We start from the raw sequence: 24,683 nt of genomic DNA, 5'->3' as shown, positions 1-24,683 counted from the left end.
CTGCCGCCCGAGCTGATGAGCGAGGGCGCGGCCCGCGTGGCGGCGCCGGTGGCCGAGGTGGCGGCGCCCGCCGGCGGCGTGGCCGTGGAGCCGCTGGCCATGCCGCCGGTGCCGCTGGAGGTTGCGCCTGTGGCTGCGCTGGCGGCCAGCGGTGGCGACTGGCTGGCCGGGCTCGAACAGGAGGCCCGCCAGATGCTTCAGGCCGGCGCGCCCGAGGTGTGGGATGCGCTGACGCGCAAGTTCGAGGCGCGCATGATCCACACGGCGCTCGACATCACCCGCGGTCGCCGCATCGAGGCGGCGCAGAAGCTCGGCATCGGGCGCAACACCATCACCCGCAAGATCCAGGAACTGGATCTGGACGATTGAGGACGGAGCCCCTCGTCCGCCGCGGCTCCATGCCCAACTGCGCGGGCATGGACGGCCGGAGTGCCAGCCCCGTCTCGGGGCTGGCGCGGGCCCGCTTGGGAGCGGCCCGGCACTCGGCCCGCCACGCTTCTTCAGTCTGACAATTCGATGATCACCGGCGCGTGGTCGCTCGGTCTTTCGTTCTTCCGCGGCAGCTTGTCGATGGCGCACGCTGCGACCCGCGGCTTCAGCGCCTCGCTGACCAGGATGTGGTCGATGCGCAGGCCCTGGTTCTTGCGGAACGCGAGGTTGCGGTAGTCCCACCAGCTCCAGCTCTTCGGTGGCTGCTCGAAGAGGCGGAAGGCGTCGTGCAGGCCGAGCCCGATCAACTGCTGGAAATGCTCGCGTTCCTGTGGTGTGCAGTGGATCTGCCCGGCCCAGGCGACCGGGTCGTAGACATCACGGTCTTCCGGGGCGATGTTGAAGTCGCCCATCAGCACGAGCTCCGGATGCGCGGCCAGCTCGGCCGCCACCCAGCTTCGCAGCGCATCGAGCCAGCGCATCTTGTAGACGAACTTGTCGCTGTCCGGCGCCTGGCCGTTGGGAAAGTAGGCACCGATCACGCGCACACCACCCACCGTGCCGGCGATCACCCGCGCCTGCTCGTCGTCGAAGCCGGGGATGTTGCGAACGGCGTCGACGGCCTCGGCGCGGCTGAGCAGCGCCACACCGTTGTAGGTCTTCTGGCCGAACCACAGCGCGCGGTAGCCGGCCGCCGCCAGTTCGGCCTGCGGAAACTTGTCGTCGGTGAGCTTGGTTTCCTGCAGCACGATGGCATCGACCGGGTTGGCGGCCAGCCAGTCGAGCAGCTGCGGCAGCCGCACGGACAGGGAGTTGACATTCCACGTTGCAAGTTTCACGGCGGGATGGGTGGCGGTGGTCGTCCACACATCCTACCCGGGGCTTGATCTTTGTCGGCCGCGCCCGGCCGGGCTTCGCGCTACAGTCGCGGCCATGCGGTCGGTGTTCCGTATCCTGTTGCTGTGGCTGATGGCCGTGGCCCTGCCGTTGCAGGGCTTCGCTGCCACTGGCGCGCAGCATTGCGCGCCGATGCACGAGCGCATGCAGGTGATGGAGGCCCATGACCTCGGGCACGGCGATCACCATCACGCTGCCGCGGTCGATGTTGATGTCCAGGCCGAGGCGCTCGACCACCCCATGCCGGATCCGGCCGCCAAGACTGGCGCCTTCAAGTGCAGTGCCTGCGCGGCCTGCTGCGTGGCGCTCGGCCTGCCGGTGAGCGCGATGGAACTGCCCGGGCTGCCAGCGGATGGGTTGCAGCCGTCGGCGCCGGAGGCGGGCATCGTTGCCTTCCTGACCGACGGCCTCGAACGACCACCCCGAACCGTTCTCGCCTGAGCCACCGGCGCGTCGCGCTGGCCGGCTGGAGCTGCGCCCGTCCGCACCTGCGGGCGGCTCGATGTGTTCCCTGCGAGGACGTCCATGTTCACCTTCATCCGCCGCGGCGCGCTGGCCGCAGCCTTCACGGCCATTCCATTGGCATGGGCCGGGCCACCCCGTGCGCCGGCCGATCCACTCGACCCGCAGGCTGCGGTGCCGGCGGCCGTTCATCGCTCGAGCCTGACGAGCTACCGCGGCGCTGGGGAACTGCGCGTCGGCTCGTGGAAGGACGCCAACGAGCAGGTCAATCGCATCGGCGGCTGGCGGGCCTACGCGCGTGAAGCGGCCGCGCCGGTCGCCCCCGCCGCCAAGGCGTCGGCGCCGACGGCTGCCGGCCACAAGCATTGAGGCCGGCCATGCCACTGCTTTCATCCGGATCCCGACGCTGGGTCGCCGTGGCGGCGCTGGCCCTGCTCGGCGGCTGCGCCTCCTTCTCCGACGACGGCGGCTTTGGCAGCGTCGAGCAGGCGGCGCAGCAGCACCTCGGCAAGGAAGTTCGCTGGGCCCGCAGCGATGCCGACCGCGAGGCCATCGCCCGTCGTGTGAATCAGCTGCTCGCCGAGCCTCTGGACATCGAGGCGGCCGTGCAACTCGCGCTGCTCAACAACCCCGGCCTGCAGGCCTCCTACTTCGAGCTCGGCATCGGCGAGGCCGAGCTGGTGCGCGCCGGCCGACTGCCCAACCCCGGCTTCTCGTTCGGCCGCCTGACCCGCGGCGACGAGGTCGAGTGGGAGCGCGGCGTTCACTTCGATCTGGCAGGGTTGCTGACGATGCCGATGCGCCGCCAGGTCGAAGCGCGCCGCTTCGCGCAGGTGCAAGGCACGGCGGCGATGGCGGTGCTGAGCCTGGCCGCCGACACGCGCAAGGCCTGGGTGCAGGCGGTGGCTGCGCAGGAGTCGATGCGCTACCGCCTGCAGGTGATGCAGGCCGCGCAGGCCAGCGCCGAACTGGCGCGGCGCATGGCGCAGGTCGGCAACTTCAACAAGCTGCAGCAGGCGCGCGAGCAATCGTTCTACGCCGAGGCCGCGCTCGGCCTGGCGCAGGCCGAGCAGGCGCAGCGCGCCACGCGAGAGCGGCTGATCCGCCTGCTCGGGCTGTGGGGCGCGCAGACCGCCTTCCGCCTGCCCGAGCGCCTGCCCGACCTGCCGGCGGCGCCGAGGGACCTGCCCGACGTCGAGCGCATCGCCATCGCGCAGCGGCTCGACGTGCAGGGCGCGCGCCTGGCCACCGAGCAGACGGCGAAGAACCTCGGGCTGACACGCAGCACGCGCGTGGTCAACGTGCTGGAGCTGGGCTACATGCGCAACAGTTCGAACGAAGCCCCGGTGCAGCGTGGCTGGGAAGTCGGCTTCGAGCTGCCGCTGTTCGACTGGGGCACATCGCGCGTGGCGCAGGCCGAGAGCGTCTACCGGCAGTCGCTGGCGCGGGCCGCCGAGACGGCGATCAACGCCCGCTCAGAGGTGCGCGAGGCTTACGGCGCCTACCGCAGCGCCTGGGACATTGCCCGGCACCACCGCGATGAACTCGTGCCGCTGCGCCAGCGCATCGCCGAGGAGAACGTGCTTCGCTACAACGGCATGCTGTTCGGCGTGTTCGAACTGCTGGCCGATGCGCGCGTGCAGATCGCCAGCGTCAACGCATCGATCGACGCGCTGCGCGACTTCTGGCTCGCGCAGGCCGATCTCGACATGGCGCTGCTCGGCAAGCCCGGCCTCGCCGCGGCCACTGCACTGTCCGCCACCGCCCCGGCCGAGTCCGGCGGCACGGGCCACTGACCTTCAGGACCAACACATGGTTTCCCGACGCAACTTTCTCTCCGGGGCCGGCGCGATCACCGCGGCGGCGAGTGCCGCCAGCGTCAGCCGGGTCGCGATGGCCGCGCTGCCCGAGCCGGTGCTGCAGAGCAAGCCCGACACCATGCCACCGCTGGTGCCGAGCACCGGCCGGCCCTACAACCCGGTGGTCACGCTCAACGGCTGGACGCTGCCCTGGCGCATGAACCAGGGCGTCAAGGAGCTCCACCTCGTCGCCGAGCCGGTGGTGCGCGAGATGGCGCCCGGTTTCAAGGCGCACCTGTGGGGCTACAACGGCCAGAGCCCGGGGCCGACGATCGAGGTGGTGGAGGGCGATCGTGTGCGCATCTTCGTCACCAACAAGCTCGGCGAACTGCACAGCGTGCATTGGCACGGCCAGCGCCTGCCCAACGGCATGGATGGCGTCACCGGGCTGACGCAGCCCGGCATCCCGCCGGGCAAGACCTTCGTCTACGAGTTCGTCGCGCGCCGCCCCGGCACCTTCATGTACCACCCGCACGCCGACGAGATGGTGCAGATGGCGATGGGCATGTACGGCCTGTGGATCACGCATCCGAAGGCGAAACACCCGCTGATCGACGAGGTCGACCGCGACTTCTGCTTCCTGCTCAATGCCTTCGACATCGACCCGGGCAGCTACACGCCCAAGGTGATGACGATGCTCGACTTCAACCTGTGGGCCTGGAACAGCCGCATCTTCCCGGGCATCGACAGCCTGAACGTGCGCCACAGGGACAAGGTGCGCCTGCGCATCGGCAACCTGACGATGACCAACCACCCGATCCACCTGCACGGCCACGAGTTCCTCGTCACCGGCACCGACGGCGGGCCGACGCCCAAGGGCACGCGCTGGTACGAGGTGACGACCGACATCGCCGTCGGGCAGATGCGCCAGCTCGAGTTCATCGCCGACGAGGAGGGCGACTGGGCCTTCCACTGCCACAAGAGCCACCACACGATGAACGCGATGGGTCACGGCGTGCCGACGATGATCGGCGTCGACCACAGCCAGGTGGCGCGGCAGATCACCAACCTGATCCCCGACTACATGGTGATGGGCGAGCGCGGCATGAAGGACATGACCGAGATGGAGATGCCCTTGCCCGACAACACCGCCGCGATGATGACCGGCCAGGGGCCGTTCGGTGCCGTCGGCATGGGCGGCATGTTCAGCGTGCTCAAGGTGCGCAAGGAGCAGAAGCGCGGCGACTACGCCGACCCCGGCTGGTTCAAGCATCCGCCGGGCACCGTGGCCTACGAGTTCGCTGGCGCGCTGCCCGACCCGGCGCGCTTCCAGTCGGAAGGCGGCGGCTCGATGCCATCGCTGGCCCGGCCGGCGCGCGACGTCGAGGTGAAGGCACGCAAACCCGCGGGCGGGCATGGCACGCATTGATCGAGGACAAACGCTTATGAGGGCATCGAAACTTCTCGCGCTGCTGCTGATCGCAGCCACATCGACGTCCGCGCGGGCGCACGGCGAACAGGACCATGCAAAGAAGCCGGCCGCGGTGGTCAAGGAGCAGAAGCCATGGGGCATCGCCGGTGATCGCCGGGCGGCGCGGCGCAGCGTCGAGGTCGGCATGGGCGACAACATGCGCTTCACGCCGGCGCGCATCGAGGTGCGGCAGGGTGAGACGCTGCGCTTCGTGATCCGCAACCGCGGCCAGGTGATGCACGAGTTCGTCATCGGCACGAAACAGGAACTCGACGAGCACGCCGCGCTGATGGCGAAGTTCCCGGACATGGAGCACGACGAGCCCTACATGGCCCACGTTCCGCCGGGCCAGACCGGCGAGATCGTCTGGACTTTCAACCGCGCAGGCGAGTTCGACTTCGCCTGCCTGATCGCCGGCCACTACCAGGCCGGCATGGTGGGCACGATCGTCGTGGCGCCCGCCACCCACCGGAGCCAATGACATGAAGAACCCCAACCCACGCCGCCGCTTCACGATGGCCGGCCTAGCCGCACTGGCCGCACCGGCCTGGGCCGCCGCGCAGGCCCCGGCGATCCACGCCGAGGTCTGGAAGAGCCCGACCTGCGGCTGCTGCAAGGACTGGATCGCGCACATGGAAAAGAGCGGCTTCCGCTTCACCGTGCACGAGGTCGGCAACACCGCGATGCGCCAGCGGTTGAAGGTGCCGATGGCGCTCGGCTCCTGCCACACCGCGCTGGTCGGCCGCTATGCCATCGAAGGCCATGTGCCGGCGAAGGACGTGCAGCGCCTGCTCAAGGAGAAGCCCGATGCGATCGGCCTGACGGTGCCGGGCATGCCGGTCGGCTCGCCGGGCATGGACGGCCCCGAGTACGGCGCCCGCAAGGATCCCTACGACGTGCTGCTGATCGCCATGGATGGCAGCACCCGCGTGTTCAGTTCCTACCGTTGAAGACCCGAAGGACGACGATGAAGAAGACCCTTTCCCTGTTCGCGATCAGCCTCGCCGTCGCCACCGGCGCCGTGCGTGCCGAAGACATGACCGACGCCGAGGTGCGCAAGGTCGACAAGGACGCCGGCAAGCTCACGCTCAAGCACGGCGAGATCAAGAACCTGGACATGCCGCCGATGACCATGGTCTTCGTGGTCAGGGACAGGGCGATGCTCGACAAGCTGAAAGCCGGCGACAAGGTGAAGTTCAAGGCCGTCAAGGACGGCGGCAGCTACGTCGTCACCGAGATCCAGGGAACGCCCTGACCCGGGCAGCGCGCCCACAGCTGCGATGGACACCTTTGCGCACGCACTCTGGGCAGGCATCGGCCTCACCGCGGCGCGCCGCCGCATGCCGATCCCGCGAGGCGTCGCGCTGGCCACGCTGGGCATGGCGGTGCTGCCCGACCTGGCGCACCTGCTGCCGCTGGTGGCCGGTGGAGGCGGCTTGCAGACGCTGCTCGACTACACGTTCGCCACGCCGGGGACCGAACCGGTTCTCGCGCCCTGGGTGGCGCTGCTGGCGCACCACCTGCACTGCATCCTGCACAGCGCCGTGATCGCCGGCGTGGCCACGCTGCTGGTGCTGCGCTGGGGGCGCTGGCTGCTGGTGCCGCTGCTGGGCTGGTGGTCGCACATCGTGATCGACGTCTTCACCCACTCGGCGGACTTCTATCCCGTGCCGGTGCTGTACCCGCTCACGCAGCGCGGATTCGACGGCCTGGCCTGGAACACGCCCGGGTTCCAGTTGGCGAACTACAGCGCCATCGCCGTCGTGCTGCTGGTGCTCGTGTTCACGCGCCGGCACCGGCGCGGCGCGTGACGCTCACTGCAGCACCTGGGTGACGAAGTAGATCGCCGCCTTCACTGCGGCCCACACCACGCCCGAGACGAGCGCGCCGGCCGCAACGGCGGCAGCCAGGCCGGCCAGCACCCAGAGACCGTCGCGCTCGAGGATGCCCATGGCCAGCAGGCAGATCGCCAGCGCCGGCAGCATGTTGCCCAGCGGGATCGGCAGGAACAGCACCAGCGACATCAGCAGGCACACCGCGCCCACCACCGACTCCATCGCACCGATGGCCAGCGGCGTGAGGCGTGGCTTCATCAGCTTCTCGGCGCGCTCCAGCCACGGCGCGACGCGCTCGATCATGTTGGCGAAGTCGGTGCGCGCCACCGAGCGGCCGGCAATCACCTTGGGCAGCCAGGCCTTCATGTTGAAGGCCATCTGGGCGGCCAGGAAGAGCAGTGGCGCACCGAGCACGGCCGAGGTGCCGGGCGGCACCGGCAGCACGTTGGGCAAGGCAAAGACGAACAGCAGTGCGGCGATGGCGCGGTCGCCCAGCGCCTCGAGCAGGTCGGCCACGGCAATGCGATCGCGGCCGTCGTCGTCGGCCAGCGCGCGCAGCATGGCCGAGAGGGTGGCCTTGTGCGGGGCGGTGGCGAGCGGGATGGGTTCGGTCATGCAGAGGGCGCGGATTCTAGGCCCCCGGCGCGCGCGCCTGGCTCTCCTTCAAGCAATCGCCAACCGCGCCAGCACCTCGATCTCGCCCTTGGCCGCGCCTGTGGTACGGGCTCGCAGCACCAGCCCTTCGCCCGAACTGCTGCCTTGCCCGACCAGCGCCGAGAGCACGAACATGTGCGTCACCCAGACCTCGAAGCGGCCGCTGCGCGACGACGCGGCCGCCAGCGAGCGGCGCAGCGCGCGCAGCGACTCGGCGCTGGTGGCTTCCGAGTAGCCGCGCGGCGAGCCGAGCGTGGCATCGACCTGCGGCGCGCCGAAGGCCAGCGTGGCGGTGTCGACGCAGCGGCACCAGGGGCTGGACAGCACACGCTCGGGCTTCAGCGAACGCTGGGCGAACCACTCGCCGATACGCCGTGCCTGTGCGCGGCCTTCGTCGTTGAGGTTGCGCTGCGTGCTGCAGTCGCCGACGCGAAAGCCCGGCGGGTCGAAGGTGCCGGGCGCGAGCGCGTGGCGGAAGGCGATCACCACGCCGCCGCGGCGCAGCAAGGCCTCGGCGTCCTCGCCCGCGGCACGGGCCCAGGGCGAGGCGAGGGCTGCACCGAGCAGCAGGCGGCGTTGGAGCATGACGACTCTCCCGGGGACGGACGGATGCGACGGCTGCGCATGATGGCGGGGCCGCTGCCGCGGCGCACGAGCAGGCGCGATACCGCACGCGGTGCCGTGGTTATCGGCGAGGGTCGCCGATGCGCTCGTAGCGATTGAAGCGGTAGCCGAGGCCGTCGGCGCTGGTGCGCGCTTCGGACGAGGCCAGGCGGAACTGCGCGCGCGGCCAGTCGGGGAAGAAGACGTCGCCGTCGAACGTGGCATCGATCTCGGTGAGTTCGAGCTGATCGGCGTGCGGCAGGGCCAGCGCGTAGAGTTCGGCGCCGCCGATGACGAACACCTTGGCGGTGCCGGTGCACAGTGCGAGCGCTTCATCGAGCGAGCCGGCGCGCTCCGCGCCCTCGGCCTGCCAGCCCGCATTGCGCGTGACGACGACGTTGCGCCGGCCCGGCAGCGGGCGGAAGCGCGCGGGCAGCGAGTCCCAGGTCTTGCGGCCCATGATCACCGGGCAGCCCATGGTCACGCGGCGGAAGTGCTTCTGGTCTTCGCTTTCGTGCCAGAGCAGTTCGCCATGCCTGCCGATGGCCAGGTTGCGGGCGACGGCGGCGATCAGGGCGAGGGTGGGGCAGGAGGACGACATGCGGCCATTGTCGGGTCGGTCGGGTCAATCGGGCCGCTCAGGCCAGCGTCGCCGCCTCGCGCCCGGCCTCGAGGTGGTGCTGCATCAGCGCCTGCACGCGCTCGGCGTTGCGCGCCTTCAGCGCCGCCATGATCTGGCGATGTTCCTTCAGCGACGCCTCCAGCCGGCCCTGCTTGAGCAGCGACTGCGCTCGGTTGAGCTTCATCACCTTGCGCAGGTCGGCCACCATCTGGATGCGCCAGCGGTTGTCGGCGATCTCCAGCAGCCGCATATGGAAGCGCTCGTTGGCGGCGAAGAAGCGCTCGCGGTCGTCGAGTGCGTTCTCCAGCTCGTCGTGGATGGCCAGCAACTCCGCCAGTTCCACCGGCGTGGCTTTCTGCGCGGCGACCCGTGCGGCATCGCTCTCCAGCAGCGCGAGCAGGTGGAAGACCTCGGCGAGGTCACGCGCCGACACCTCGGTGACGTAGGCGCCGCGGCGCAGCTTCATCGTCACCAGGCCCTCGGCGGCGAGCACCTTGAGCGCCTCGCGCAGCGGCGTGCGGCTGATGCCGTACTCGGCGGTCAGCGCCTGCTCGTCGATCCAGCTGCCCGGCGCCAGCGAATGGGCGAGGATGCGCGAGCGCAACTGCTCGGCCACCTGCTCGTAGAGCGCACGCTCGCCCAGCCGGCCGGCACGGGGCTTGGGCGGAGCGAGGCTCTCGTTGCGCGGTGCAGCCATCGTGAAAGTTGCGTGAAAGCGAAACCGGCGAAGATATAATTCAATTTTGAATTATGGCTACAAGCGCTGCGGCCGTCCACCCCACGTTTTGCGCCGGGTGTGACGGGCGGTGAGCCCGAAGAGGAGAACAGCATGTCCAACGATCCCGTACGCGCGTCCGACGGCATGGCGCAATGGCTGAAGGCTGCCGCCAAGTCGGCCCCGGGCGGCAACGTCGAGGCGCTGAACTGGGTCACGCCCGAGGGCATCACGGTCAAGCCGGTCTACACCGCGGCCGATGTGCAGGGCCTGCCGCATGCCGACACGCTGCCCGGTTTCGCACCCTTCGTGCGCGGCCCGCAGGCGACGATGTACGCCGTGCGGCCGTGGACCATCCGCCAGTACGCCGGCTTCTCCACCGCGGAAGCCTCCAACGACTTCTACCGCAAGGCGCTGGCCGCCGGCGGGCAGGGCGTCAGCGTCGCCTTCGACCTGGCCACCCACCGCGGCTACGACAGCGACCACCCGCGCGTGACCGGCGATGTCGGCAAGGCCGGCGTGGCGATCGATTCGGTGGAAGACATGAAGATCCTGTTCGACGGCATTCCGCTCGACAAGGTCAGCGTGTCGATGACGATGAACGGCGCGGTGCTGCCGGTGCTGGCCGGCTACGTGGTGGCGGCGGAGGAGCAGGGCGTCGCGCAGGAGAAGCTGAGCGGGACCATCCAGAACGACATCCTCAAGGAGTTCATGGTCCGCAACACCTACATCTACCCGCCCGAGCCGAGCATGCGGATCATCGGCGACATCATCGAGTACACGGCGAAGAAGATGCCGAAGTTCAACTCGATCTCGATCTCCGGCTACCACATGCAGGAGGCGGGCGCGAACCAGGCGCTGGAGCTCGCCTTCACGCTGGCCGACGGCAAGGAGTACGTGAAGACGGCGCTGGCCAAGGGGCTGGACGTCGACGAGTTCGCCGGGCGCCTCTCCTTTTTCTGGGCCATCGGCATGAACTTCTATCTGGAAGTGGCCAAGATGCGCGCCGCGCGGCTGCTGTGGTGGAAGATCATGAAGGAGTTCAATCCGAAGAACCCGAAGAGCCTGATGCTGCGCACGCACTGCCAGACCTCGGGCTGGAGCCTGACCGAGCAGGACCCGTACAACAACGTCGTTCGCACCACCATCGAGGCGATGGCCGCAGTGTTCGGCGGCACGCAGAGCCTGCACACCAATGCGCTGGACGAAGCGATCGCGCTGCCCACCGAGTTCAGCGCCCGCATCGCCCGAAACACGCAGCTGATCATCCAGGAAGAGACGCACATCACCAACGTCGTCGACCCCTGGGCCGGCAGCTACATGATGGAGAAGCTGACGCAGGACATGGCCGACGCCGCCTGGACGATCATCGAGGAAGTCGATGCGATGGGCGGCATGGTCAAGGCGGTCGATTCCGGCTGGGCCAAGCTGAAGATCGAGGCCAGCGCGGCCGAGAAGCAGGCGCGCATCGACTCGGGTCGCGACGTGATCGTCGGCGTCAACAAGTACAAGCTGGCCAAGGAAGATCCGATCGAGATCCTGGAGGTAGACAACCACGCGGTGCGCGAGAACCAGGTCCAGCGCCTGAACGCCCTGCGTGCGAAGCGGGACGGCAAGAAGGTGGCGGCAGCGCTTGACGCGCTGACCGCCTGTGCCGAGACTGGACAAGGAAACTTGCTCGACCTGAGCATCCAGGCGGTGCGCCTGCGGGCGACGGTGGGCGAGGTGTCGGACGCCTTGGAAAAGGCCTGGGGGCGCCACCGCGCCGATACGCAGAAGGTGACCGGTGTGTACGCAACTGCCTACGACAGTGCCGAGGGCTGGGACCAGCTGAAGGCCGAGATCGCCGCTTTCGCCGAAGCACAGGGCCGCCGCCCGCGCGTGATGATCGCCAAGCTCGGCCAGGACGGCCACGACCGCGGCGCCAAGGTGGTCGCCACCGCTTTCGCCGACCTCGGCTTCGACGTCGACATGGGGCCGTTGTTCCAGACCGCCGAGGAATGCGCGCGCCAGGCGATCGAGAACGACGTGCACGCGGTCGGCGTCTCGACGCTCGCCGCCGGCCACAAGACACTGGTGCCGGCGATCATCGACAGCCTCAGGAATCAGGGCGCCGACGACATCATCGTCTTCGTCGGCGGCGTGATCCCGCGCCAGGACTACGACTTCCTCTACGAGGCCGGCGTGAAGGGCATCTATGGCCCGGGCACGCCGATCCCGGCGAGCGCGAAGGACGTGCTCGAGCAGATCAAGGCCAACACCGCGAAGAAGGCCTGAGACTCGTGAGCCTGCTGGCCACCGATCAGGCCCTGATGGACGGCGTGTGCCGCAGCGAGCGGCGTGCGCTCGCCAAGGCCATCACGCTGCTCGAATCGACGCGCGCCGACCACCGCGCGCGCGCCGATGCGCTGCTCAATGCGCTGCTGCCGCGCACCGGGCAGGCGATCCGCCTGGGCATCTCGGGTGTGCCCGGCGTCGGCAAGTCGACCTTCATCGAGGCGCTCGGCCTGTTCCTGATCGCCAAGGGCCACCGCGTCGCCGTGCTGGCGATCGACCCGTCCTCGTCCGTCTCCGGCGGTTCCATCCTCGGCGACAAGACGCGCATGGAGCAGCTCTCGGTCAACGACGCTGCCTACATCCGCCCCAGCCCGGCCAGCGGCACGCTCGGCGGCGTGGCCGAGAAGACGCGCGAGGCCATGCTGGTCTGCGAAGCGGCCGGCTACGACGTGGTGATCGTCGAGACCGTCGGCGTGGGCCAGAGCGAGACCGCAGTGGCCAGCATGACCGACATGTTCGTGCTGCTGCAACTGCCCAATGCCGGCGACGACCTGCAGGCGATCAAGAAGGGCGTGATGGAGCTGGCGGATCTGGTCGTCATCAACAAGGCCGACCTCGACGCCGCCGCCGCCACCCGCGCCCAGGCGCAGATCACCTCGGCACTGCGGGTCTTCAACTTCCACGGCAACCCGGCCCATGCCGGGCAGCGCTGGCAGCCCCAGGTGATGCAGCTCAGCGCGCTGAAGGCGCTGGGTGTCGATGCCTTCTGGGCCGCCGTCACCACCTTCCATGAACGGCGCCGCGCCAGCGGCGAGTTCGATGTGCGGCGCCGCCAGCAGTCGCTGGCCTGGATGTGGGACATCGTCCACGCCCGGCTGCGCGCCGATTTCGAACACCACCCTGCGGTGCGCGCCGCGCTGCCCGGCACGCTGCGCGAGGTGAGCGACGCACGCATCGCGCCATCGGCCGCCGCGCGCGCGCTGCTGCAGCTTTTCGAGAATCCGAAGCCCTGAGGAGGCACCACACCATGCACGACATCATCCAGCAGCTCGAGGACAAACGCGCCAAGGCGCGCCTGGGCGGCGGCGAGAAACGCATCGCCGCGCAGCACGGCAAGGGCAAGCTCACGGCGCGAGAACGCCTCGAGCTGCTGCTCGACGAGGGCACCTTCGAAGAGTGGGACATGTTCGTCGAGCACCGCTGCCACGACTTCGGCATGCAGGAGCAGAAGGTGCCGGGAGACGGCGTGGTCACCGGCTACGGCATGATCAACGGCCGCCTGGTGTTCGTCTTCAGCCAGGACTTCACCGTCTTCGGCGGCGCACTCTCCGAGGCGCACGCCGAGAAGATCTGCAAGGTGATGGACCAGGCGATGAAGGTCGGCGCGCCGGTGATCGGCCTGAACGACTCGGGCGGCGCCCGCATCCAGGAGGGCGTGGCCTCGCTCGGCGGCTATGCCGAGGTGTTCCAGCGCAACGTGATGGCCAGCGGCGTGGTGCCGCAGATCAGCATGATCATGGGGCCTTGTGCCGGCGGCGCGGTCTACTCGCCGGCGATGACCGACTTCATCTTCATGGTGAAGGACAGCAGCTACATGTTCGTCACCGGCCCCGAGGTGGTGAAGACGGTGACGCACGAGGAGGTCAGCGCCGAGGAGCTCGGCGGCGCCGGCACGCACACCGGCCGCAGCGGCGTGGCCGACCTGGCCTTCGACAACGACGTCGACGCGCTGCTGATGCTGCGCCGCTTCTTCAACTACCTGCCGCTGAACAACCGCGAGAAGCCGCCGATCCGCCGCGGCGGCGACGCCGCCGAGCGCATCGACCTGTCGCTGGACACGCTGGTGCCCGACAACCCGAACAAGCCGTACGACATGAAGGAGCTGATCGTCAAGACGGTCGACGACGGCGACTTCTTCGAGCTGCAGCCCGACTATGCGAAGAACATCGTCATCGGCTTCGCACGCATGGACGGCCAGCCGGTGGGCATCGTCGCCAACCAGCCGCTGGTGCTGGCCGGCTGCCTGGACATCAAGAGCTCGATCAAGGCAGCCCGCTTCGTGCGCTTCTGCGACGCCTTCGGCATCCCGGTGCTCACCTTCGTCGACGTGCCCGGCTTCATGCCCGGCACCAGCCAGGAGTACGGCGGCATCATCAAGCACGGCGCCAAGCTGCTCTATGCCTATGCCGAGTGCACGGTGCCGAAGATCACCGTGATCACGCGCAAGGCCTACGGCGGCGCCTACGACGTGATGAGCTCCAAGCACCTGCGCGGCGACGTCAACTTCGCCTGGCCGAACGCCGAGATCGCGGTGATGGGCGCCAAGGGCGCGGTGGAGATCATCTTCCGCGAGGACAAGGGCGACCCGGCCAAGCTGGCCGCCAAGGAGGCCGAGTACAAGGCCCGCTTCGCCAACCCCTTCGTGGCCGGTGCACGCGGCTACATCGACGACGTGATCCAGCCGCACGAGACGCGCAAGCGCATCTGCCGCAGCCTGGTGATGCTGCGCGACAAGAAGCTCGACAACCCGTGGCGCAAGCACGGCAACATTCCCCTTTGAGCGTGGAGGAGACGCACACCATGTTCAAGAAGATCCTGATTGCCAACCGCGGCGAGATCGCCTGCCGCGTCATCAAGACGGCGCGCAAGATGGGCATCGCCACCGTCGCCGTCTACTCCGAGGCTGACCGCGACGCGCGCCATGTCGAGATCGCCGACGAAGCGGTGTTCCTCGGCCCGGCACCCAGCCGCGAGAGCTACCTGGTCGCCGACAAGATCATCGCCGCCGCGAAGCAGACCGGCGCGCAGGCCATCCACCCCGGCTACGGCTTCCTGTCCGAGAACGAGGACTTCGCGCGCCGCGTCGAGGAAGAGGGCCTGGTCTTCATCGGCCCGAAGCACTACAGCATTGCCGCGATGGGCGACAAGATCGCCTCGAAGAAGCTGGCCAACGAGGCGAAGGTCAACACCATCCCGGGCTACAACGACGTGATCGAGTCGCCCGAGTCGGCGGTGAAGATCGCCCGCGACATCGGCTACCCGGTGATGATCAAGGCCAGCGCCGGCGGCGGCGGCAAGGGCCTGCGCGTGGCCTTCAACGACAAGGAGGCCTTCGAGGGCTTCAGCTCCTGCCGCAACGAGGCGAAGAACAGCTTCGGCGACGACCGCGTGTTCATCGAGAAGTTCGTCGAGCAGCCGCGCCACATCGAGATCCAGGTGCTCGGCGACGCGCATGGCAACGTGGTCTACCTGCACGAGCGCGAGTGCTCGATCCAGCGCCGCCACCAGAAGGTGATCGAGGAGGCGCCGTCGCCCTTCATCAGCGAGGCGACGCGCAAGGCGATGGGCGAGCAGGCCGTGGCGCTGGCCAAGGCGGTGAAGTACCAGAGCGCCGGCACGGTGGAGTTCGTGGTCGGCAAGGATCAGAGCTTCTACTTCCTCGAGATGAACACCCGGCTGCAGGTGGAGCACCCGGTCACCGAATGCATCACGGGGCTCGACCTGGTCGAGCAGATGATCCGCGTTGCCGCCGGCGAGAAGCTCGGCTTCACGCAGGCGCAGATCCCGCGCCGCGGCTGGGCGATGGAGTGCCGCATCAACGCCGAGGATCCGTTCCGCAACTTCCTGCCCTCGACCGGCCGGCTGGTGCGCTACCAGCCGCCCGCGCAGACGATGGAATCAGCGATGCCGGTGCCGGAGGGCGGCGGCGTGCGCGTCGACACCGGCGTCTACGAGGGCGGCGAGATCCCGATGTACTACGACTCGATGATCGCCAAGCTGATCGTGCACGGCCTCGACCGTGACGACGCGATCCGCAAGATGCGCGAGGCGCTCAACGCCTTCGTGATCCGCGGCATCTCGAGCAACATCCCGTTCCAGTCGGCGCTGCTGGCGCATCCGCGCTTCGTCTCCGGCGACTTCAACACCGGCTTCATCGCCGAGCAGTACCCGAAGGGCTTCTCGGCCGATGCGGTGCCGCACGACAGCCCGGACTTCCTGCTCGCGCTGGCCACCGCCGTCAAGCGACTGTCGCTGCAGCGCGCCTCGGGCCTGACCGGCCAGTTGCGCGGCCACGAGATGGCGATCGGCGAGGACTTCGTCGTCGTCGCGATCGGCGAGGACGGCCAGCGCAGCGCGACGCCGGTGCGGCTGCGCGCCGACGGGGCGTGCAGCCAGGTCGAGATCGGCGGCCGCACGCATGCGATCACGCTGCACGGTTCGCTGCGCGACGTGGCGATGCACGGCGAGTGCGACGGCGAGCCGTTCTGCGCGCAGGTCGAACGCAGCGGACTGGACTTCCGCATCAGCCACAACGGTCGCAGCGTGCGCACCCGGGTGATGTCGCCGCGCGCCGCCGAGCTCTACGCGCTGATGCCGTTCAAGGCGCCACCGGACCTGTCGAAGTTCCTGCTCTCGCCGATGCCGGGCCTGCTGGTCGATGTCGCGGTGCAGCCGGGCCAGAAGGTGCTGGCCGGCGAGAAGCTCGCCGTCATCGAGGCGATGAAGATGGAGAACATCCTCGTCGCGCAGCAGGACGGCGTGGTCGCCAAGGTGTCGGCGAGCAAGGGCGAGAGCCTGGCGGTCGACCAGATCATCATGGAGTTCCAGTGATGAATCGGCCTTTCAAGGTACTCGGCATCCAGCAGGTCGCCATCGGCGGCGCCGACAAGAACCGCCTGAAAACGCTGTGGGTCGACAAGCTCGGGCTGGAGGTGACCGGCACTTTCCGTTCCGAGCGCGAGAACGTCGACGAAGACATCTGCACCCTGGGCACCGGGCCCCTGGCGGTCGAGATCGACCTGATGCAGCCGATGGATCCGGACAAGAAGCCGGCCGTGCACGCCACGCCACTGAACCACGTCGGCCTGTGGATCGACGACCTGCCGAAGGCGGTGGAGTGGTTGAGCGCCAACGGCGTGCGTTTCGCGCCGGGTGGCATCCGCCGCGGCGCGTCCGGCCACGACATCTGCTTCCTGCATCCCAGGGGCAACGAGGAGTTCCCGGTCGGCGGGGAGGGGGTGCTGATCGAGCTGGTGCAGGCGCCGCCGGAGGTCATCGCGGCCTTCGCTACGATGGCGGCATGAGCGTTCGCGACAGTCTGAAGATGGGTGATGCGCGGCTGCTGCGCGTCGCCAGACCGGTTCAGCAGTTCGACACACCCGAGCTGCACGCGCTGATTGCCGACATGTTCGAGACCATGCGCGCCGTCGAGGGCGCCGGGCTGGCGGCGCCGCAGATCGGCGTCGACCTGGCCGTGGTGATCTTCGGCTTCAGCACCAACCGCCGCTACCCCGGCCGCGAGCCGGTGCCCGAGACGGTGCTGCTCAACCCGTCGATCGAGCCGCTGTCGGACGACGAGGTCGAGGACTGGGAGGGCTGCCTGTCGGTGCCCGGCCTGCGTGGTGTGGTGCCGCGCTTTGCGAAGATCCGCTACCGCGGGGTCGACCCCTTCGGCAAGCCGATCGAGCGTGAGGCCGACGGTTTCCACGCCCGCGTCGTGCAGCATGAGTGCGATCACCTGATCGGCAAGCTCTACCCGATGCGGGTGCGCGACTTCAGCCGATTCGGCTACACCAGCGTGCTGTTCCCGGACCTCGGCGGCGCGGAAGACGACTGAAGGCTGCGGCTTTGTAAAGCTGTGTGTCGCCCCCGGCGCCGCCGTCGTCGGTCGGCCTGCCGGGCGCGTTGCTGAGGTACCGGCGGCTCGCAACTTTCGCGGCCTGCCGGGGTCAAGACCACAAGAGGCAACACCATGCAAAGCCCCCGAATCCAACTGCTCGGCACGATGGCGCTGGCCATTGCCTGTGCCTTCCCGTTGCTGCACGCTGCGTCCGCCGTGGCCGCGCCCGTGCCCTCGCAGCGTCAGGACGAGGCGGTCGATCCGCCCGGCCGGGCCGGCCGCATCGCCGAGGTGCAGGGCACCGTCTGGCTGTTCCACCCGGAAGAGGGCGAGTGGATCGCCGCCGAGCGCAACCGGCCGCTGACCAGCGGCGACCGCCTCGCCACCGATGGCAACGGCCGCACCGAGGTGCATCTGGGCTCGACGACGCTGCGCCTGGACGGCGGCAGCGAGATCGAGGTGCTGCGCCTGGACGACGACAACCTGTCGCTGCAGTTGCATGGCGGCAGTGTGGCGGCGCGCCTGCGCAGCAGTGAACAGGCGCGCGGCTTCGAACTGCACACCGGCGAAGGCCGCTTCACCGTGCAGCGCACCGGACGCTACCGCTTCGACCGCCGGGACGAGACCAGCTTCGTCACCGTCGAGACCGGCCAGGCCTACTACGAGGCGCAGGGCAGCGCGCTGTCGGTCAATGCCGGCCAGCGTGCGGAGTTCTGGATGGATGGCGCCAACGTGCCGCAGTACAGCATCGTCGAGCCGGTGCGCGACGGCTTCGCGGCCTGGGTGGCCGAGCGCGACCGCGCCGACGACCGCAGCATTTCCAGCCGCTATGTGTCACCGGAGATGACGGGCATCGAGGACCTCGACCGCCACGGCCACTGGCAGCAGAACCCCGAGTACGGCGCGCTGTGGGTGCCGCGGGCGGTCGCGCCGGGCTGGGCGCCGTACACCACCGGCCGCTGGGCCTGGGTGGCGCCCTGGGGCTGGACCTGGGTCGACGACGCGCCCTGGGGCTTTGCGCCGTTCCACTACGGCCGCTGGGTCTACGTCGGCAGCAGCTGGTGCTGGTCGCCAGGCACCTATGTGCGCCGCCCGGTCTACGCGCCGGCGCTGGTTGCCTGGATCGGTGGGCCGCGGCTGCAGGTCGGCATCAGCGTGGGCGGCGGCTCGGCGGTGGGCTGGGTGCCGCTGGCGCCGCGCGAGGTCTATGTGCCGACCTACCGCGTCAGCCCGGGCTACGTGCGCAACGTCAACGTCACGCACGTCACCAACATCACCAACATCACGACGATCATCAACAACCCGCAGCAGGCGGTGGTCGAGCGCGACTACCGCAACCGCAAGTTCCCACACGCGGTGACGGTGGTGCCGACCAGCACCTTCAGCTCTCGCCAGCCGGTGGCGGCGGCGTCGCTGCGCGACTCGTCGGCGGTGCGCGAGATCACCAGCCGGCCGTCGCGCGACACGGTGGTGGCTGCGCCGCCGGTGGCAGCGCCCTCGCCGCGCCGCGAGGGGCCGGTGATCCGCCCGCCCGGCCTTGCACCGGCACCCGCCGTGCGCGAGCAGCGCAGCCCGGGCCTGCGCCGCGATCAGCCGGAGGGCGTGCGCGCCGCACCCGTGGTGCCCCACGAGCCCGGCAACGGCCCCGCCGTGCGCGAGCCAGCTCGGCCCGCGTTGCGCGAGGCCTCCAAACCGCTCCCGCAGACCCGCCCCGCGCCGGGTGTCTCGACGAACCCGGGGGTGCGGCCCGTGCCGGTTCGCCCGGTGCAGCCCGCCCAGAACTTCGATCGCGTGCGGCCGGAGCAGCCTGTGCAGCGCCTGCAGCCGGCACAGCAGCCCGCGCCGGCACCGCGGATCGAGCGCATTCAGCCCACCCCGGCGCAGACCCGCGGCAACGGTGGCGGGCGCGACGACCGGCCCGAGGCGCGGCAGCGGCCACCGCAGGCCGACCAGCGGCTCGACGAGCGCATGCCGCGAGGCAACGGGCGCGCGCTGCAGGAGCGCTGAAGCGCCTCAGCGCAGCAGCGGCGCCAGCACCGGCCAGACGTTGCCGAGCATCACCGGGTGCGCCGCCGCGACCGGGTGGATGCGGTCGCCCTGGAACATGGCCTCGGCGTTCGCCGCGTTGGCCACGCCCTCGAGGAAGAAGGGCACCAGCGCGGCGCCGCCCTGCTTGGCGACGGTCGCGAACAATGCCGCGAAATCGTCCCCGTACTTGCGGCCGTAGTTCGGCGGCACCTGCATGCCCAGCAGCAGCACCTTGGCGCCGGCCTCGCGCGACAGCTTGACCATCGCAGCCAGGTTGTCCCGCGTCATCGTCAGCGGCAGGCCGCGCAGCGCGTCGTTGCCGCCGAGTTCGATCAGCACATGGGTCGGCCGGTGCTGCTTGAGCAGCGCCGGCAGGCGCGAGCGGCCGCCGGAGGTGGTGTCGCCGCTGATGCTGGCGTTGACCACGGTGGCCGCGATGCGCTCTTCGGCCAGTCGCTGTTCGAGCAGCGTCACCCAGCCACTGCCGCGTGCGAGCCCGTACTCGGCCGACAGGCTGTCGCCGACGACGAGCAAGGTCCGCCCCCCCGTGGCCGCCCGAGACCCCGCGGCCGCGAGGCCGAGCGCGAGCAGGCTACAGTGCGCCAGCCAAGCGCGGCGCGTCGCCGTGTGTGAATTCCGAATGCCGTCCATGTCCGAACCCATCATTGCCGTCGAGCGTGTCACCAAGCAGGTGCAGGACTCCACCGGCACGCTGATCATTCTCCACGAGATCGATTTCTCCCTGCAGCCGCAGCAGTCGGCGGCCATCGTCGGCGCCTCGGGCTCGGGCAAGAGCACGCTGCTGTCCATCATCGCCGGACTGGACACGCCGAGCTCCGGCACGGTGAAGCTGGCCGGCGTCGACATGTTCGCGCTCGACGAGGATCGACGCGCCGAACTGCGCGCGCAGAAGGTCGGCTTCGTGTTCCAGAGCTTCCAGCTGCTGGCCAACCTGACCGCACTCGAGAACGTGATGCTGCCGCTGGAACTGCAGGGTCGCCACGATGCACGGCTGCTGGCCACCGAGATGCTCGGCCGCGTCGGACTGTCGCAGCGGCTCGGTCACTACCCGAAGGTGCTGTCCGGCGGCGAGCAGCAGCGTGTGGCGCTGGCGCGCGCCTTCGTCGTCAAGCCGGCGGTGCTGCTGGCCGACGAGCCCACCGGCAGCCTGGACTTCGCCACCGGCGAGCGCGTGATGGAGCTGATGTTCGAACTCAACCGGGAGGCCGGCACGACGCTGGTGCTCGTCACGCACGACCGCGGCATCGCCGCGCGCTGCGACCGGCAGTTGCGCATCGAGGCCGGACGGGTCGACCTCGGCGCGATGGCGATGTGAAGCCGCCGGGCGGCGTGGCTCAGTTCGTGAACTTGTAGTCCGTCTTCGCCTTGGCGCGGATGCCGTCGCGGAACTCGGCGAGCTTCTGCTGGCCGATGCGCTGCTGGATCTGTGCCTTCACTTCCTCGAGCGGCGGGAACTTGGCCTCGCGCGAGTCCTCGAGCTTGATGATGTGCCAGCCGAACTGCGTCTTCACCGGCGTCTCGGTCATCTCGCCCTTCTTGAGCTTGACCATGGCCTGCGAGAATTCGGGCACGTAGGCGCCCGGCGCGGCGAAGTCGAGGTCGCCGCCGTTCTCGCCGGAGCCGGGGTCCTTCGAGTTCTTCTTCGCCAGGTCCTCGAACTTGGCGCCGCCCTTGATCTGGGCGATCAGCGCGGTGGCCTCGTCTTCCTTCTCGACCAGGATGTGGCGGGCGCGGTACTCGGTGCCGCCGGACTGCGCCTTGAACTTGTCGTACTCGGCCTGGACTTCGGCGTCGGTGACCGGGTTCTTCTTCTGGAAGTCGGCGAACAGTTCGCGGATCAGCAGCGTCTGCCGCGCGAACTCCATCTGCTGCTTGTAGTCCGCAGTGGCGGCCAGGCCGCGCTTCTCGGCCTCCTGCATGAAGATCTCGCGCAGCACGACTTCGTCGCGCACCTGCTGCTCGAGCTCGGGCGTGCGCTGCTGGCCGCCTTGCTTGGTGGCCTGGTTCATCAGCGCCTCGGCGCGCGACTTCGGCACCGCCTTGCCGTTGACGATGGCGATGTTCTGCGCCTGTGCGGCCAGCGGCGCGGCGAGCAGCGCGGCGAGCGCGAGCGTGGTGAGACGAAGCGAGGAAGTGGTCTTCATGGCGAGGGGGAGATCAGAGTTCGCCCGGGTCCCGGGCGTCGATGGCCAGGGCGTGGATGCCCTGGGGTATGAGGTTGCGCAGGGCATCATAAACGAGGCGGTGCCGGGCCACCCGTGACAAACCGTTGAAGCGCGGGCTGACCACGCGCACGCTGAAATGGCGCCCTTCGCGCGCCCCGGCGTGGCCGGCGTGCAGGTGGCTGTCGTCGCCGACCTGCAGCGACTGCGGCTGCAGTGCGGCGCGCAATGCCGCTTCGATGTCCGCCGCGCTGACCGTCATGCGGGGTTCAGGCGCGCGGCACTTCGCCGGCTTCGGTGCTGTCGGGCTCGACGTGCCGGCTGATGTAGAAGCCCTGCGCGACGGTGAACAGCAGCATCAGACCGACGCCGCCGAACAGCTTGAAGTTGACCCAGGCGTCGGTGCTGAAGCTGTAGGCCACGTAGATGTTCGCCAGGCCCATGAAGGCGAAGAAGGCCACCCAGGCGAAGTTCAGCCGCTGCCAGACGCCCGCTGGCAGCTGCAGCTGATCGCCGATCAGCGCCCGCAGCAGGTTCTTGCGGAAGATCAGCTGGCTGAGCCAGAAGGTCAGGCCCATCACCCAGTACAGCACGCTGGGCTTCCACTTGATGAAGGTCTCGTTGTGGAACCAGATCGTCGCACCGCCGAGCACGGTGACCAGGCCGAGACTGACCCACAGCATGGTGTCGACCTTCTTGCCGCGCAGCATCAGGAAGGCGACCTGCGCCAGCGTGGCCAGGATCACCACCACGGTGGCCAGCAGCACCGGCGCCTCGTTGGGGCCGACCACGCCGCCGTTGACGACGAAGCCGAGGTGATCGGAGGCGAACTGTGCCGCCCAGTCCTTGCGCCCCTCGGCGACCTTGAAGGTGGCGAAGAACAGGATGATCGGCAGGAAGTCGAGCAGCAGCTTCATTTCGCGGCGAAGTCTATCGCAGCGGAATTGATGCAATAGCGCTCACCGGTGGGCTGCGGGCCGTCCTCGAAAACGTGGCCGAGGTGCGAGCCGCAGTGGTTGCAGCGCACCTCGATGCGCACCATGCCGTGGCTCTTGTCGACCACGCGCTCGATCACCTCGCTGTTGACCGGCTGCCAGTAGCTCGGCCAGCCGCAGCCGGCGTCGAACTTGGTGCCCGACTCGAACAGCGGCGTGCCGCAGCCGACGCACTTGTACTGCCCCTGCTCCCAGTGGTCCCAGTACTTGCCGGTGAAGGGGCGCTCGGTGGCCGCCTGGCGCGCCACCTGGTACTGGGTCGGGTCGAGTTGCTCGCGCCACTCGGCGTCCGTCTTCTTGACCTTGTATTCGCTCATGGCAGCCAGTGTAGCCAGCCGCCGTGCCCGCGCGCCCGTTACGGGTAAACCGCAGGCAGGAGGGCGGCGGCACAGTTCCTATCATCGCTGCATTGCAACAAGGAGCTAGACCATGGCACGCCTGATGGGCCAGATGATGCAGATGCCGCTGATGATCTCTTCGCTGCTGGTGCACGCGGCGCGCCACCACGGCGACGTCGAGATCGTCTCCAAGCGCGTCGAGGGCGACGTGCACCGCTACACCTACAAGGACGCCGAGCTGCGCGCCCGCAAGCTGGCCCAGGCCTTCGCGCGGCTGGGCTGCAAGGCCGGCGACCGGATCGCCACGCTGGCCTGGAACGGCTATCGCCACTTCGAGATCTACTACGGCGCCTCGGGCTCGGAGCTGGTCTGCCACACCATCAACCCGCGCCTGTTCCCCGAGCAGATCGCCTGGATCGCCAACGACGCGGCCGACACGGTGCTGTGCTTCGACCTGAACTTCCTGCCGCTGGTCGAGAAGCTCGCGCCGCAGCTGAGTACCGTCAAGCACTATGTCGCGATGGTCGGGCGCAGCCACATGCCGGCGCAGACCAGCATCCCGAACCTGCTCGCCTACGAGGACCTGGTCGACGCCGAGGACGGCGTCTACCGCTGGCCGGAGTTCGACGAGAACACCGCCTCGAGCATCTGCTACACCTCGGGCACCACCGGCAACCCCAAGGGCGCCGTGTACAGCCACCGCTCGACGCTGCTGCACAGCTACGGCCTGGCCTTGCCCGACGGCATGGGCGTCGGCGCGAAGGACGTGATCCTGCCCGTGGTGCCGATGTTCCACGTCAACGCCTGGGGCACGCCCTATGCCGCGCCGATGATCGGCGCCAAGCTGGTGTTCCCCGGGCCGCACCTGGACGGCAAGTCGCTCTACGAGCTGCTCGAGTCCGAGAAGGTGAGCTTCAGCGCCGGCGTGCCGACCGTCTGGCTGGGGCTGATCAACTTCGCGCAGGCCGGCAAGCTGAAGTTCAGCACCCTGCGGCGCACGGTGATCGGCGGCTCGGCCTGCCCGCCGGCGATGATGCGCACGCTGGAAGACGAGTTCGGCATCGAGGTCATCCACGCCTGGGGCATGACCGAGATGTCGCCGCTGGGCACCTTGTCCAGGCTGAAGGCCAAGCACGCCGATCTCGACGTCGAGTCGCAGCGGCGCATCCTCGAGAAGCAGGGCAAGGTGATCTTCGGCGTCGACATGGAGATCATCGACGACGACGGCGCCGCGCTGCCCTGGGACGGCAAGGCCTCGGGCAACCTGGTGGTGCGTGGGCCGTGGATCATCCAGAGCTACTTCCAGCGCCCGGAGTCGCCGATGGTCAAGATCGGCGGCCGCGACTGGTTCCCCACCGGCGACGTGGCGGCCATCGATGGCGACGCCTACATGCAGATCACCGACCGCAGCAAGGACGTCATCAAGTCCGGCGGCGAGTGGATCAGCTCGATCGACCTGGAGAACATCGCCATGGGCCACCCGGCGGTGCTGGAAGCGGCGGCGATCGCCTGCCGCCACCCGAAGTGGGACGAGCGCCCGCTGCTGGTGGTGGTGAAGAAGCCCGGCGCCGAGCTGTCACGCGAGCAGATGCTGGCCTTCTTCGACGGCAAGATCGCCAAGTGGCAGATCCCCGACGACGTCGCCTTCGTCGCCGAGATCCCGCACACCGCGACCGGCAAGATCCAGAAGCTCAAGCTGCGCGAGCTGTTCAAGGACCACGCATTGCCGAGCGCCTGAGCCTCCCCTTGTCCCGA

At 69.1% G+C, this 24,683-nt stretch carries 28 protein-coding genes; 18 read left to right on the top strand and 10 right to left on the bottom strand.

Annotation, left to right across the window (positions count from 1 at the left end):
* The coding region (locus AAG801_RS08235; protein WP_341887963.1) for a helix-turn-helix domain-containing protein at nucleotides 1-369 on the top strand (369 nt) is incomplete at its 5' end.
* Nucleotides 370-500: 131 nt separating this feature from the next.
* Here AAG801_RS08235 and xth read toward each other — a convergent pair.
* Entirely contained in the window at nucleotides 501-1,268 is a 768-nt protein-coding gene (gene xth / locus AAG801_RS08230; protein ID WP_341887962.1) for an exodeoxyribonuclease III, read from the bottom strand.
* Nucleotides 1,269-1,362: 94 nt separating this feature from the next.
* Here xth and AAG801_RS08225 point away from each other — a divergent pair, with 94 nt between their 5' ends.
* The 8 genes from AAG801_RS08225 to AAG801_RS08190 all read left to right on the top strand — a co-directional run bounded on the left by AAG801_RS08225 (nucleotide 1,363) and on the right by AAG801_RS08190 (nucleotide 6,869).
* On the top strand, nucleotides 1,363-1,767 hold the full coding sequence (locus AAG801_RS08225; RefSeq protein WP_341887961.1) for a hypothetical protein: 405 nt from the start codon (nucleotides 1,363-1,365) through the stop codon (nucleotides 1,765-1,767).
* A gap of 84 nt (nucleotides 1,768-1,851) precedes the next feature.
* Nucleotides 1,852-2,157, top strand: a complete 306-nt coding sequence (locus AAG801_RS08220) for a hypothetical protein (RefSeq protein WP_341887960.1) — start codon at nucleotides 1,852-1,854, stop codon at nucleotides 2,155-2,157.
* A gap of 8 nt (nucleotides 2,158-2,165) precedes the next feature.
* Nucleotides 2,166-3,584, top strand: coding sequence for a TolC family protein (locus AAG801_RS08215; protein WP_341887959.1), 1,419 nt, complete (start codon nucleotides 2,166-2,168; stop codon nucleotides 3,582-3,584).
* Between the two features lie 16 nt (nucleotides 3,585-3,600).
* On the top strand, nucleotides 3,601-5,016 hold the full coding sequence (locus tag AAG801_RS08210) for a copper oxidase (RefSeq protein WP_341887958.1): 1,416 nt from the start codon (nucleotides 3,601-3,603) through the stop codon (nucleotides 5,014-5,016).
* Nucleotides 5,017-5,032: 16 nt separating this feature from the next.
* The gene (locus AAG801_RS08205; RefSeq protein ID WP_341887957.1) at nucleotides 5,033-5,539 is read left to right on the top strand and encodes a cupredoxin family protein; all 507 of its coding nucleotides are present in this window, start codon (nucleotides 5,033-5,035) and stop codon (nucleotides 5,537-5,539) included.
* A 1-nt stretch (nucleotide 5,540) separates the two neighbouring features.
* Nucleotides 5,541-6,008, top strand: coding sequence for a DUF411 domain-containing protein (locus AAG801_RS08200; RefSeq protein ID WP_341887956.1), 468 nt, complete (start codon nucleotides 5,541-5,543; stop codon nucleotides 6,006-6,008).
* A 17-nt stretch (nucleotides 6,009-6,025) separates the two neighbouring features.
* Nucleotides 6,026-6,313 (top strand): copper-binding protein, encoded by a 288-nt coding sequence (locus AAG801_RS08195; protein WP_341887955.1) that lies wholly within the window; start codon nucleotides 6,026-6,028, stop codon nucleotides 6,311-6,313.
* Nucleotides 6,314-6,338: 25 nt separating this feature from the next.
* Entirely contained in the window at nucleotides 6,339-6,869 is a 531-nt protein-coding gene (locus AAG801_RS08190) for a hypothetical protein (RefSeq protein ID WP_341887954.1), read from the top strand.
* 3 nt (nucleotides 6,870-6,872) lie between these two features.
* Here the strand turns inward: AAG801_RS08190 and AAG801_RS08185 are convergent, their stop codons facing one another.
* The 4 genes from AAG801_RS08185 to AAG801_RS08170 all read right to left on the bottom strand — a co-directional run bounded on the left by AAG801_RS08185 (nucleotide 6,873) and on the right by AAG801_RS08170 (nucleotide 9,469).
* A complete protein-coding gene (locus AAG801_RS08185; RefSeq protein ID WP_341887953.1) occupies nucleotides 6,873-7,508 on the bottom strand; it encodes an exopolysaccharide biosynthesis protein in 636 nt (211 codons plus the stop codon).
* A 48-nt stretch (nucleotides 7,509-7,556) separates the two neighbouring features.
* On the bottom strand, nucleotides 7,557-8,132 hold the full coding sequence (locus AAG801_RS08180; protein ID WP_341887952.1) for a histidine phosphatase family protein: 576 nt from the start codon (nucleotides 8,130-8,132) through the stop codon (nucleotides 7,557-7,559).
* Nucleotides 8,133-8,232: 100 nt separating this feature from the next.
* Nucleotides 8,233-8,751, bottom strand: coding sequence for a dihydrofolate reductase (locus tag AAG801_RS08175; RefSeq protein WP_341887951.1), 519 nt, complete (start codon nucleotides 8,749-8,751; stop codon nucleotides 8,233-8,235).
* Nucleotides 8,752-8,788: 37 nt separating this feature from the next.
* Nucleotides 8,789-9,469 (bottom strand): GntR family transcriptional regulator, encoded by a 681-nt coding sequence (locus tag AAG801_RS08170; protein ID WP_341887950.1) that lies wholly within the window; start codon nucleotides 9,467-9,469, stop codon nucleotides 8,789-8,791.
* 132 nt (nucleotides 9,470-9,601) lie between these two features.
* On the opposite strand from AAG801_RS08170, the gene scpA reads away from it, so the two are divergent.
* The 7 genes from scpA (at nucleotide 9,602) to AAG801_RS08135 (ending at nucleotide 19,391) form a co-directional block, all read left to right on the top strand.
* Nucleotides 9,602-11,764 (top strand): methylmalonyl-CoA mutase, encoded by a 2,163-nt coding sequence (gene scpA / locus AAG801_RS08165; protein ID WP_341887949.1) that lies wholly within the window; start codon nucleotides 9,602-9,604, stop codon nucleotides 11,762-11,764.
* A 14-nt stretch (nucleotides 11,765-11,778) separates the two neighbouring features.
* Nucleotides 11,779-12,777, top strand: coding sequence for a methylmalonyl Co-A mutase-associated GTPase MeaB (gene meaB, locus AAG801_RS08160; protein ID WP_341887966.1), 999 nt, complete (start codon nucleotides 11,779-11,781; stop codon nucleotides 12,775-12,777).
* A gap of 14 nt (nucleotides 12,778-12,791) precedes the next feature.
* Nucleotides 12,792-14,324: an acyl-CoA carboxylase subunit beta gene (locus AAG801_RS08155; protein WP_341887948.1), complete on the top strand. Its 1,533-nt coding sequence runs from the start codon at nucleotides 12,792-12,794 to the stop codon at nucleotides 14,322-14,324.
* 20 nt (nucleotides 14,325-14,344) lie between these two features.
* Entirely contained in the window at nucleotides 14,345-16,375 is a 2,031-nt protein-coding gene (gene accC / locus AAG801_RS08150) for an acetyl-CoA carboxylase biotin carboxylase subunit (RefSeq protein ID WP_341887947.1), read from the top strand.
* The gene (locus tag AAG801_RS08145) at nucleotides 16,375-16,848 is read left to right on the top strand and encodes a VOC family protein (RefSeq protein ID WP_341887946.1); all 474 of its coding nucleotides are present in this window, start codon (nucleotides 16,375-16,377) and stop codon (nucleotides 16,846-16,848) included. Before accC ends, AAG801_RS08145 begins: the two co-directional genes overlap by 1 nt.
* Nucleotides 16,845-17,381 carry a peptide deformylase gene (gene def / locus AAG801_RS08140; protein ID WP_341887945.1) on the top strand — a complete coding sequence of 179 codons (537 nt, stop codon included), beginning with the start codon at nucleotides 16,845-16,847 and terminating at the stop codon, nucleotides 17,379-17,381. The genes AAG801_RS08145 and def overlap by 4 nt, the downstream gene beginning before the upstream one ends.
* A 135-nt stretch (nucleotides 17,382-17,516) precedes the next feature.
* Complete coding sequence (locus tag AAG801_RS08135) at nucleotides 17,517-19,391, top strand: DUF6600 domain-containing protein (RefSeq protein WP_341887944.1); 1,875 nt, start codon at nucleotides 17,517-17,519, stop codon at nucleotides 19,389-19,391.
* A gap of 6 nt (nucleotides 19,392-19,397) precedes the next feature.
* Here the strand turns inward: AAG801_RS08135 and AAG801_RS08130 are convergent, their stop codons facing one another.
* Complete coding sequence (locus AAG801_RS08130) at nucleotides 19,398-20,063, bottom strand: arylesterase (protein ID WP_341887943.1); 666 nt, start codon at nucleotides 20,061-20,063, stop codon at nucleotides 19,398-19,400.
* Between AAG801_RS08130 and AAG801_RS08125 the strand changes: the two genes are divergently transcribed.
* Nucleotides 20,062-20,748 (top strand): ABC transporter ATP-binding protein, encoded by a 687-nt coding sequence (locus AAG801_RS08125; RefSeq protein ID WP_341887942.1) that lies wholly within the window; start codon nucleotides 20,062-20,064, stop codon nucleotides 20,746-20,748. The two genes, AAG801_RS08130 and AAG801_RS08125, sit on opposite strands and share 2 nt — an antisense overlap.
* Nucleotides 20,749-20,767: 19 nt before the next feature.
* Here the strand turns inward: AAG801_RS08125 and AAG801_RS08120 are convergent, their stop codons facing one another.
* From AAG801_RS08120 to msrB, 4 genes are read right to left on the bottom strand one after another with little or no spacing between them, the layout of a single operon-like run.
* The gene (locus AAG801_RS08120) at nucleotides 20,768-21,577 is read right to left on the bottom strand and encodes a peptidylprolyl isomerase (RefSeq protein WP_341887941.1); all 810 of its coding nucleotides are present in this window, start codon (nucleotides 21,575-21,577) and stop codon (nucleotides 20,768-20,770) included.
* 13 nt (nucleotides 21,578-21,590) lie between these two features.
* Nucleotides 21,591-21,857, bottom strand: coding sequence for a BolA family protein (locus AAG801_RS08115; RefSeq protein WP_341887940.1), 267 nt, complete (start codon nucleotides 21,855-21,857; stop codon nucleotides 21,591-21,593).
* Between the two features lie 7 nt (nucleotides 21,858-21,864).
* Nucleotides 21,865-22,512 carry a septation protein A gene (locus tag AAG801_RS08110; RefSeq protein WP_341887939.1) on the bottom strand — a complete coding sequence of 216 codons (648 nt, stop codon included), beginning with the start codon at nucleotides 22,510-22,512 and terminating at the stop codon, nucleotides 21,865-21,867.
* Nucleotides 22,509-22,907 (bottom strand): peptide-methionine (R)-S-oxide reductase MsrB, encoded by a 399-nt coding sequence (gene msrB / locus AAG801_RS08105; RefSeq protein ID WP_341887938.1) that lies wholly within the window; start codon nucleotides 22,905-22,907, stop codon nucleotides 22,509-22,511. The genes AAG801_RS08110 and msrB overlap by 4 nt, the downstream gene beginning before the upstream one ends.
* Nucleotides 22,908-23,019: 112 nt before the next feature.
* On the opposite strand from msrB, the gene AAG801_RS08100 reads away from it, so the two are divergent.
* Nucleotides 23,020-24,666 carry a 3-(methylthio)propionyl-CoA ligase gene (locus AAG801_RS08100; protein ID WP_341887937.1) on the top strand — a complete coding sequence of 549 codons (1,647 nt, stop codon included), beginning with the start codon at nucleotides 23,020-23,022 and terminating at the stop codon, nucleotides 24,664-24,666.
* The last annotated feature ends 17 nt before the right edge of the window (nucleotides 24,667-24,683 follow it).

This window comes from Variovorax sp. YR752, assembly GCF_943372545.1.
Note: the sequence above shows the minus strand (reverse complement) of the source record. Positions and strands in the feature narration are given on the sequence as shown.

Bases quoted from the DNA above. Each gene is read 5' to 3' on its own strand.
- AAG801_RS08225 (WP_341887961.1), top strand. From the start codon at position 1,363: ATGCGGTCGGTGTTCCGTATCCTGTTGCTGTGGCTGATGGCCGTGGCC.
- AAG801_RS08220 (WP_341887960.1), top strand. From the start codon at position 1,852: ATGTTCACCTTCATCCGCCGCGGCGCGCTGGCCGCAGCCTTCACGGCC.
- AAG801_RS08215 (WP_341887959.1), top strand. From the start codon at position 2,166: ATGCCACTGCTTTCATCCGGATCCCGACGCTGGGTCGCCGTGGCGGCG.
- AAG801_RS08210 (WP_341887958.1), top strand. From the start codon at position 3,601: ATGGTTTCCCGACGCAACTTTCTCTCCGGGGCCGGCGCGATCACCGCG.
- AAG801_RS08205 (WP_341887957.1), top strand. From the start codon at position 5,033: ATGAGGGCATCGAAACTTCTCGCGCTGCTGCTGATCGCAGCCACATCG.
- AAG801_RS08200 (WP_341887956.1), top strand. From the start codon at position 5,541: ATGAAGAACCCCAACCCACGCCGCCGCTTCACGATGGCCGGCCTAGCC.
- AAG801_RS08195 (WP_341887955.1), top strand. From the start codon at position 6,026: ATGAAGAAGACCCTTTCCCTGTTCGCGATCAGCCTCGCCGTCGCCACC.
- AAG801_RS08190 (WP_341887954.1), top strand. From the start codon at position 6,339: ATGGACACCTTTGCGCACGCACTCTGGGCAGGCATCGGCCTCACCGCG.
- AAG801_RS08185 (WP_341887953.1), bottom strand. From the start codon at position 7,508: ATGACCGAACCCATCCCGCTCGCCACCGCCCCGCACAAGGCCACCCTC.
- AAG801_RS08180 (WP_341887952.1), bottom strand. From the start codon at position 8,132: ATGCTCCAACGCCGCCTGCTGCTCGGTGCAGCCCTCGCCTCGCCCTGG.
- AAG801_RS08175 (WP_341887951.1), bottom strand. From the start codon at position 8,751: ATGTCGTCCTCCTGCCCCACCCTCGCCCTGATCGCCGCCGTCGCCCGC.
- AAG801_RS08170 (WP_341887950.1), bottom strand. From the start codon at position 9,469: ATGGCTGCACCGCGCAACGAGAGCCTCGCTCCGCCCAAGCCCCGTGCC.
- scpA (WP_341887949.1), top strand. From the start codon at position 9,602: ATGTCCAACGATCCCGTACGCGCGTCCGACGGCATGGCGCAATGGCTG.
- AAG801_RS08155 (WP_341887948.1), top strand. From the start codon at position 12,792: ATGCACGACATCATCCAGCAGCTCGAGGACAAACGCGCCAAGGCGCGC.
- accC (WP_341887947.1), top strand. From the start codon at position 14,345: ATGTTCAAGAAGATCCTGATTGCCAACCGCGGCGAGATCGCCTGCCGC.
- AAG801_RS08145 (WP_341887946.1), top strand. From the start codon at position 16,375: ATGAATCGGCCTTTCAAGGTACTCGGCATCCAGCAGGTCGCCATCGGC.
- def (WP_341887945.1), top strand. From the start codon at position 16,845: ATGAGCGTTCGCGACAGTCTGAAGATGGGTGATGCGCGGCTGCTGCGC.
- AAG801_RS08135 (WP_341887944.1), top strand. From the start codon at position 17,517: ATGCAAAGCCCCCGAATCCAACTGCTCGGCACGATGGCGCTGGCCATT.
- AAG801_RS08125 (WP_341887942.1), top strand. From the start codon at position 20,062: ATGTCCGAACCCATCATTGCCGTCGAGCGTGTCACCAAGCAGGTGCAG.
- AAG801_RS08130 (WP_341887943.1), bottom strand. From the start codon at position 20,063: ATGGACGGCATTCGGAATTCACACACGGCGACGCGCCGCGCTTGGCTG.
- AAG801_RS08120 (WP_341887941.1), bottom strand. From the start codon at position 21,577: ATGAAGACCACTTCCTCGCTTCGTCTCACCACGCTCGCGCTCGCCGCG.
- AAG801_RS08115 (WP_341887940.1), bottom strand. From the start codon at position 21,857: ATGACGGTCAGCGCGGCGGACATCGAAGCGGCATTGCGCGCCGCACTG.
- AAG801_RS08110 (WP_341887939.1), bottom strand. From the start codon at position 22,512: ATGAAGCTGCTGCTCGACTTCCTGCCGATCATCCTGTTCTTCGCCACC.
- msrB (WP_341887938.1), bottom strand. From the start codon at position 22,907: ATGAGCGAATACAAGGTCAAGAAGACGGACGCCGAGTGGCGCGAGCAA.
- AAG801_RS08100 (WP_341887937.1), top strand. From the start codon at position 23,020: ATGGCACGCCTGATGGGCCAGATGATGCAGATGCCGCTGATGATCTCT.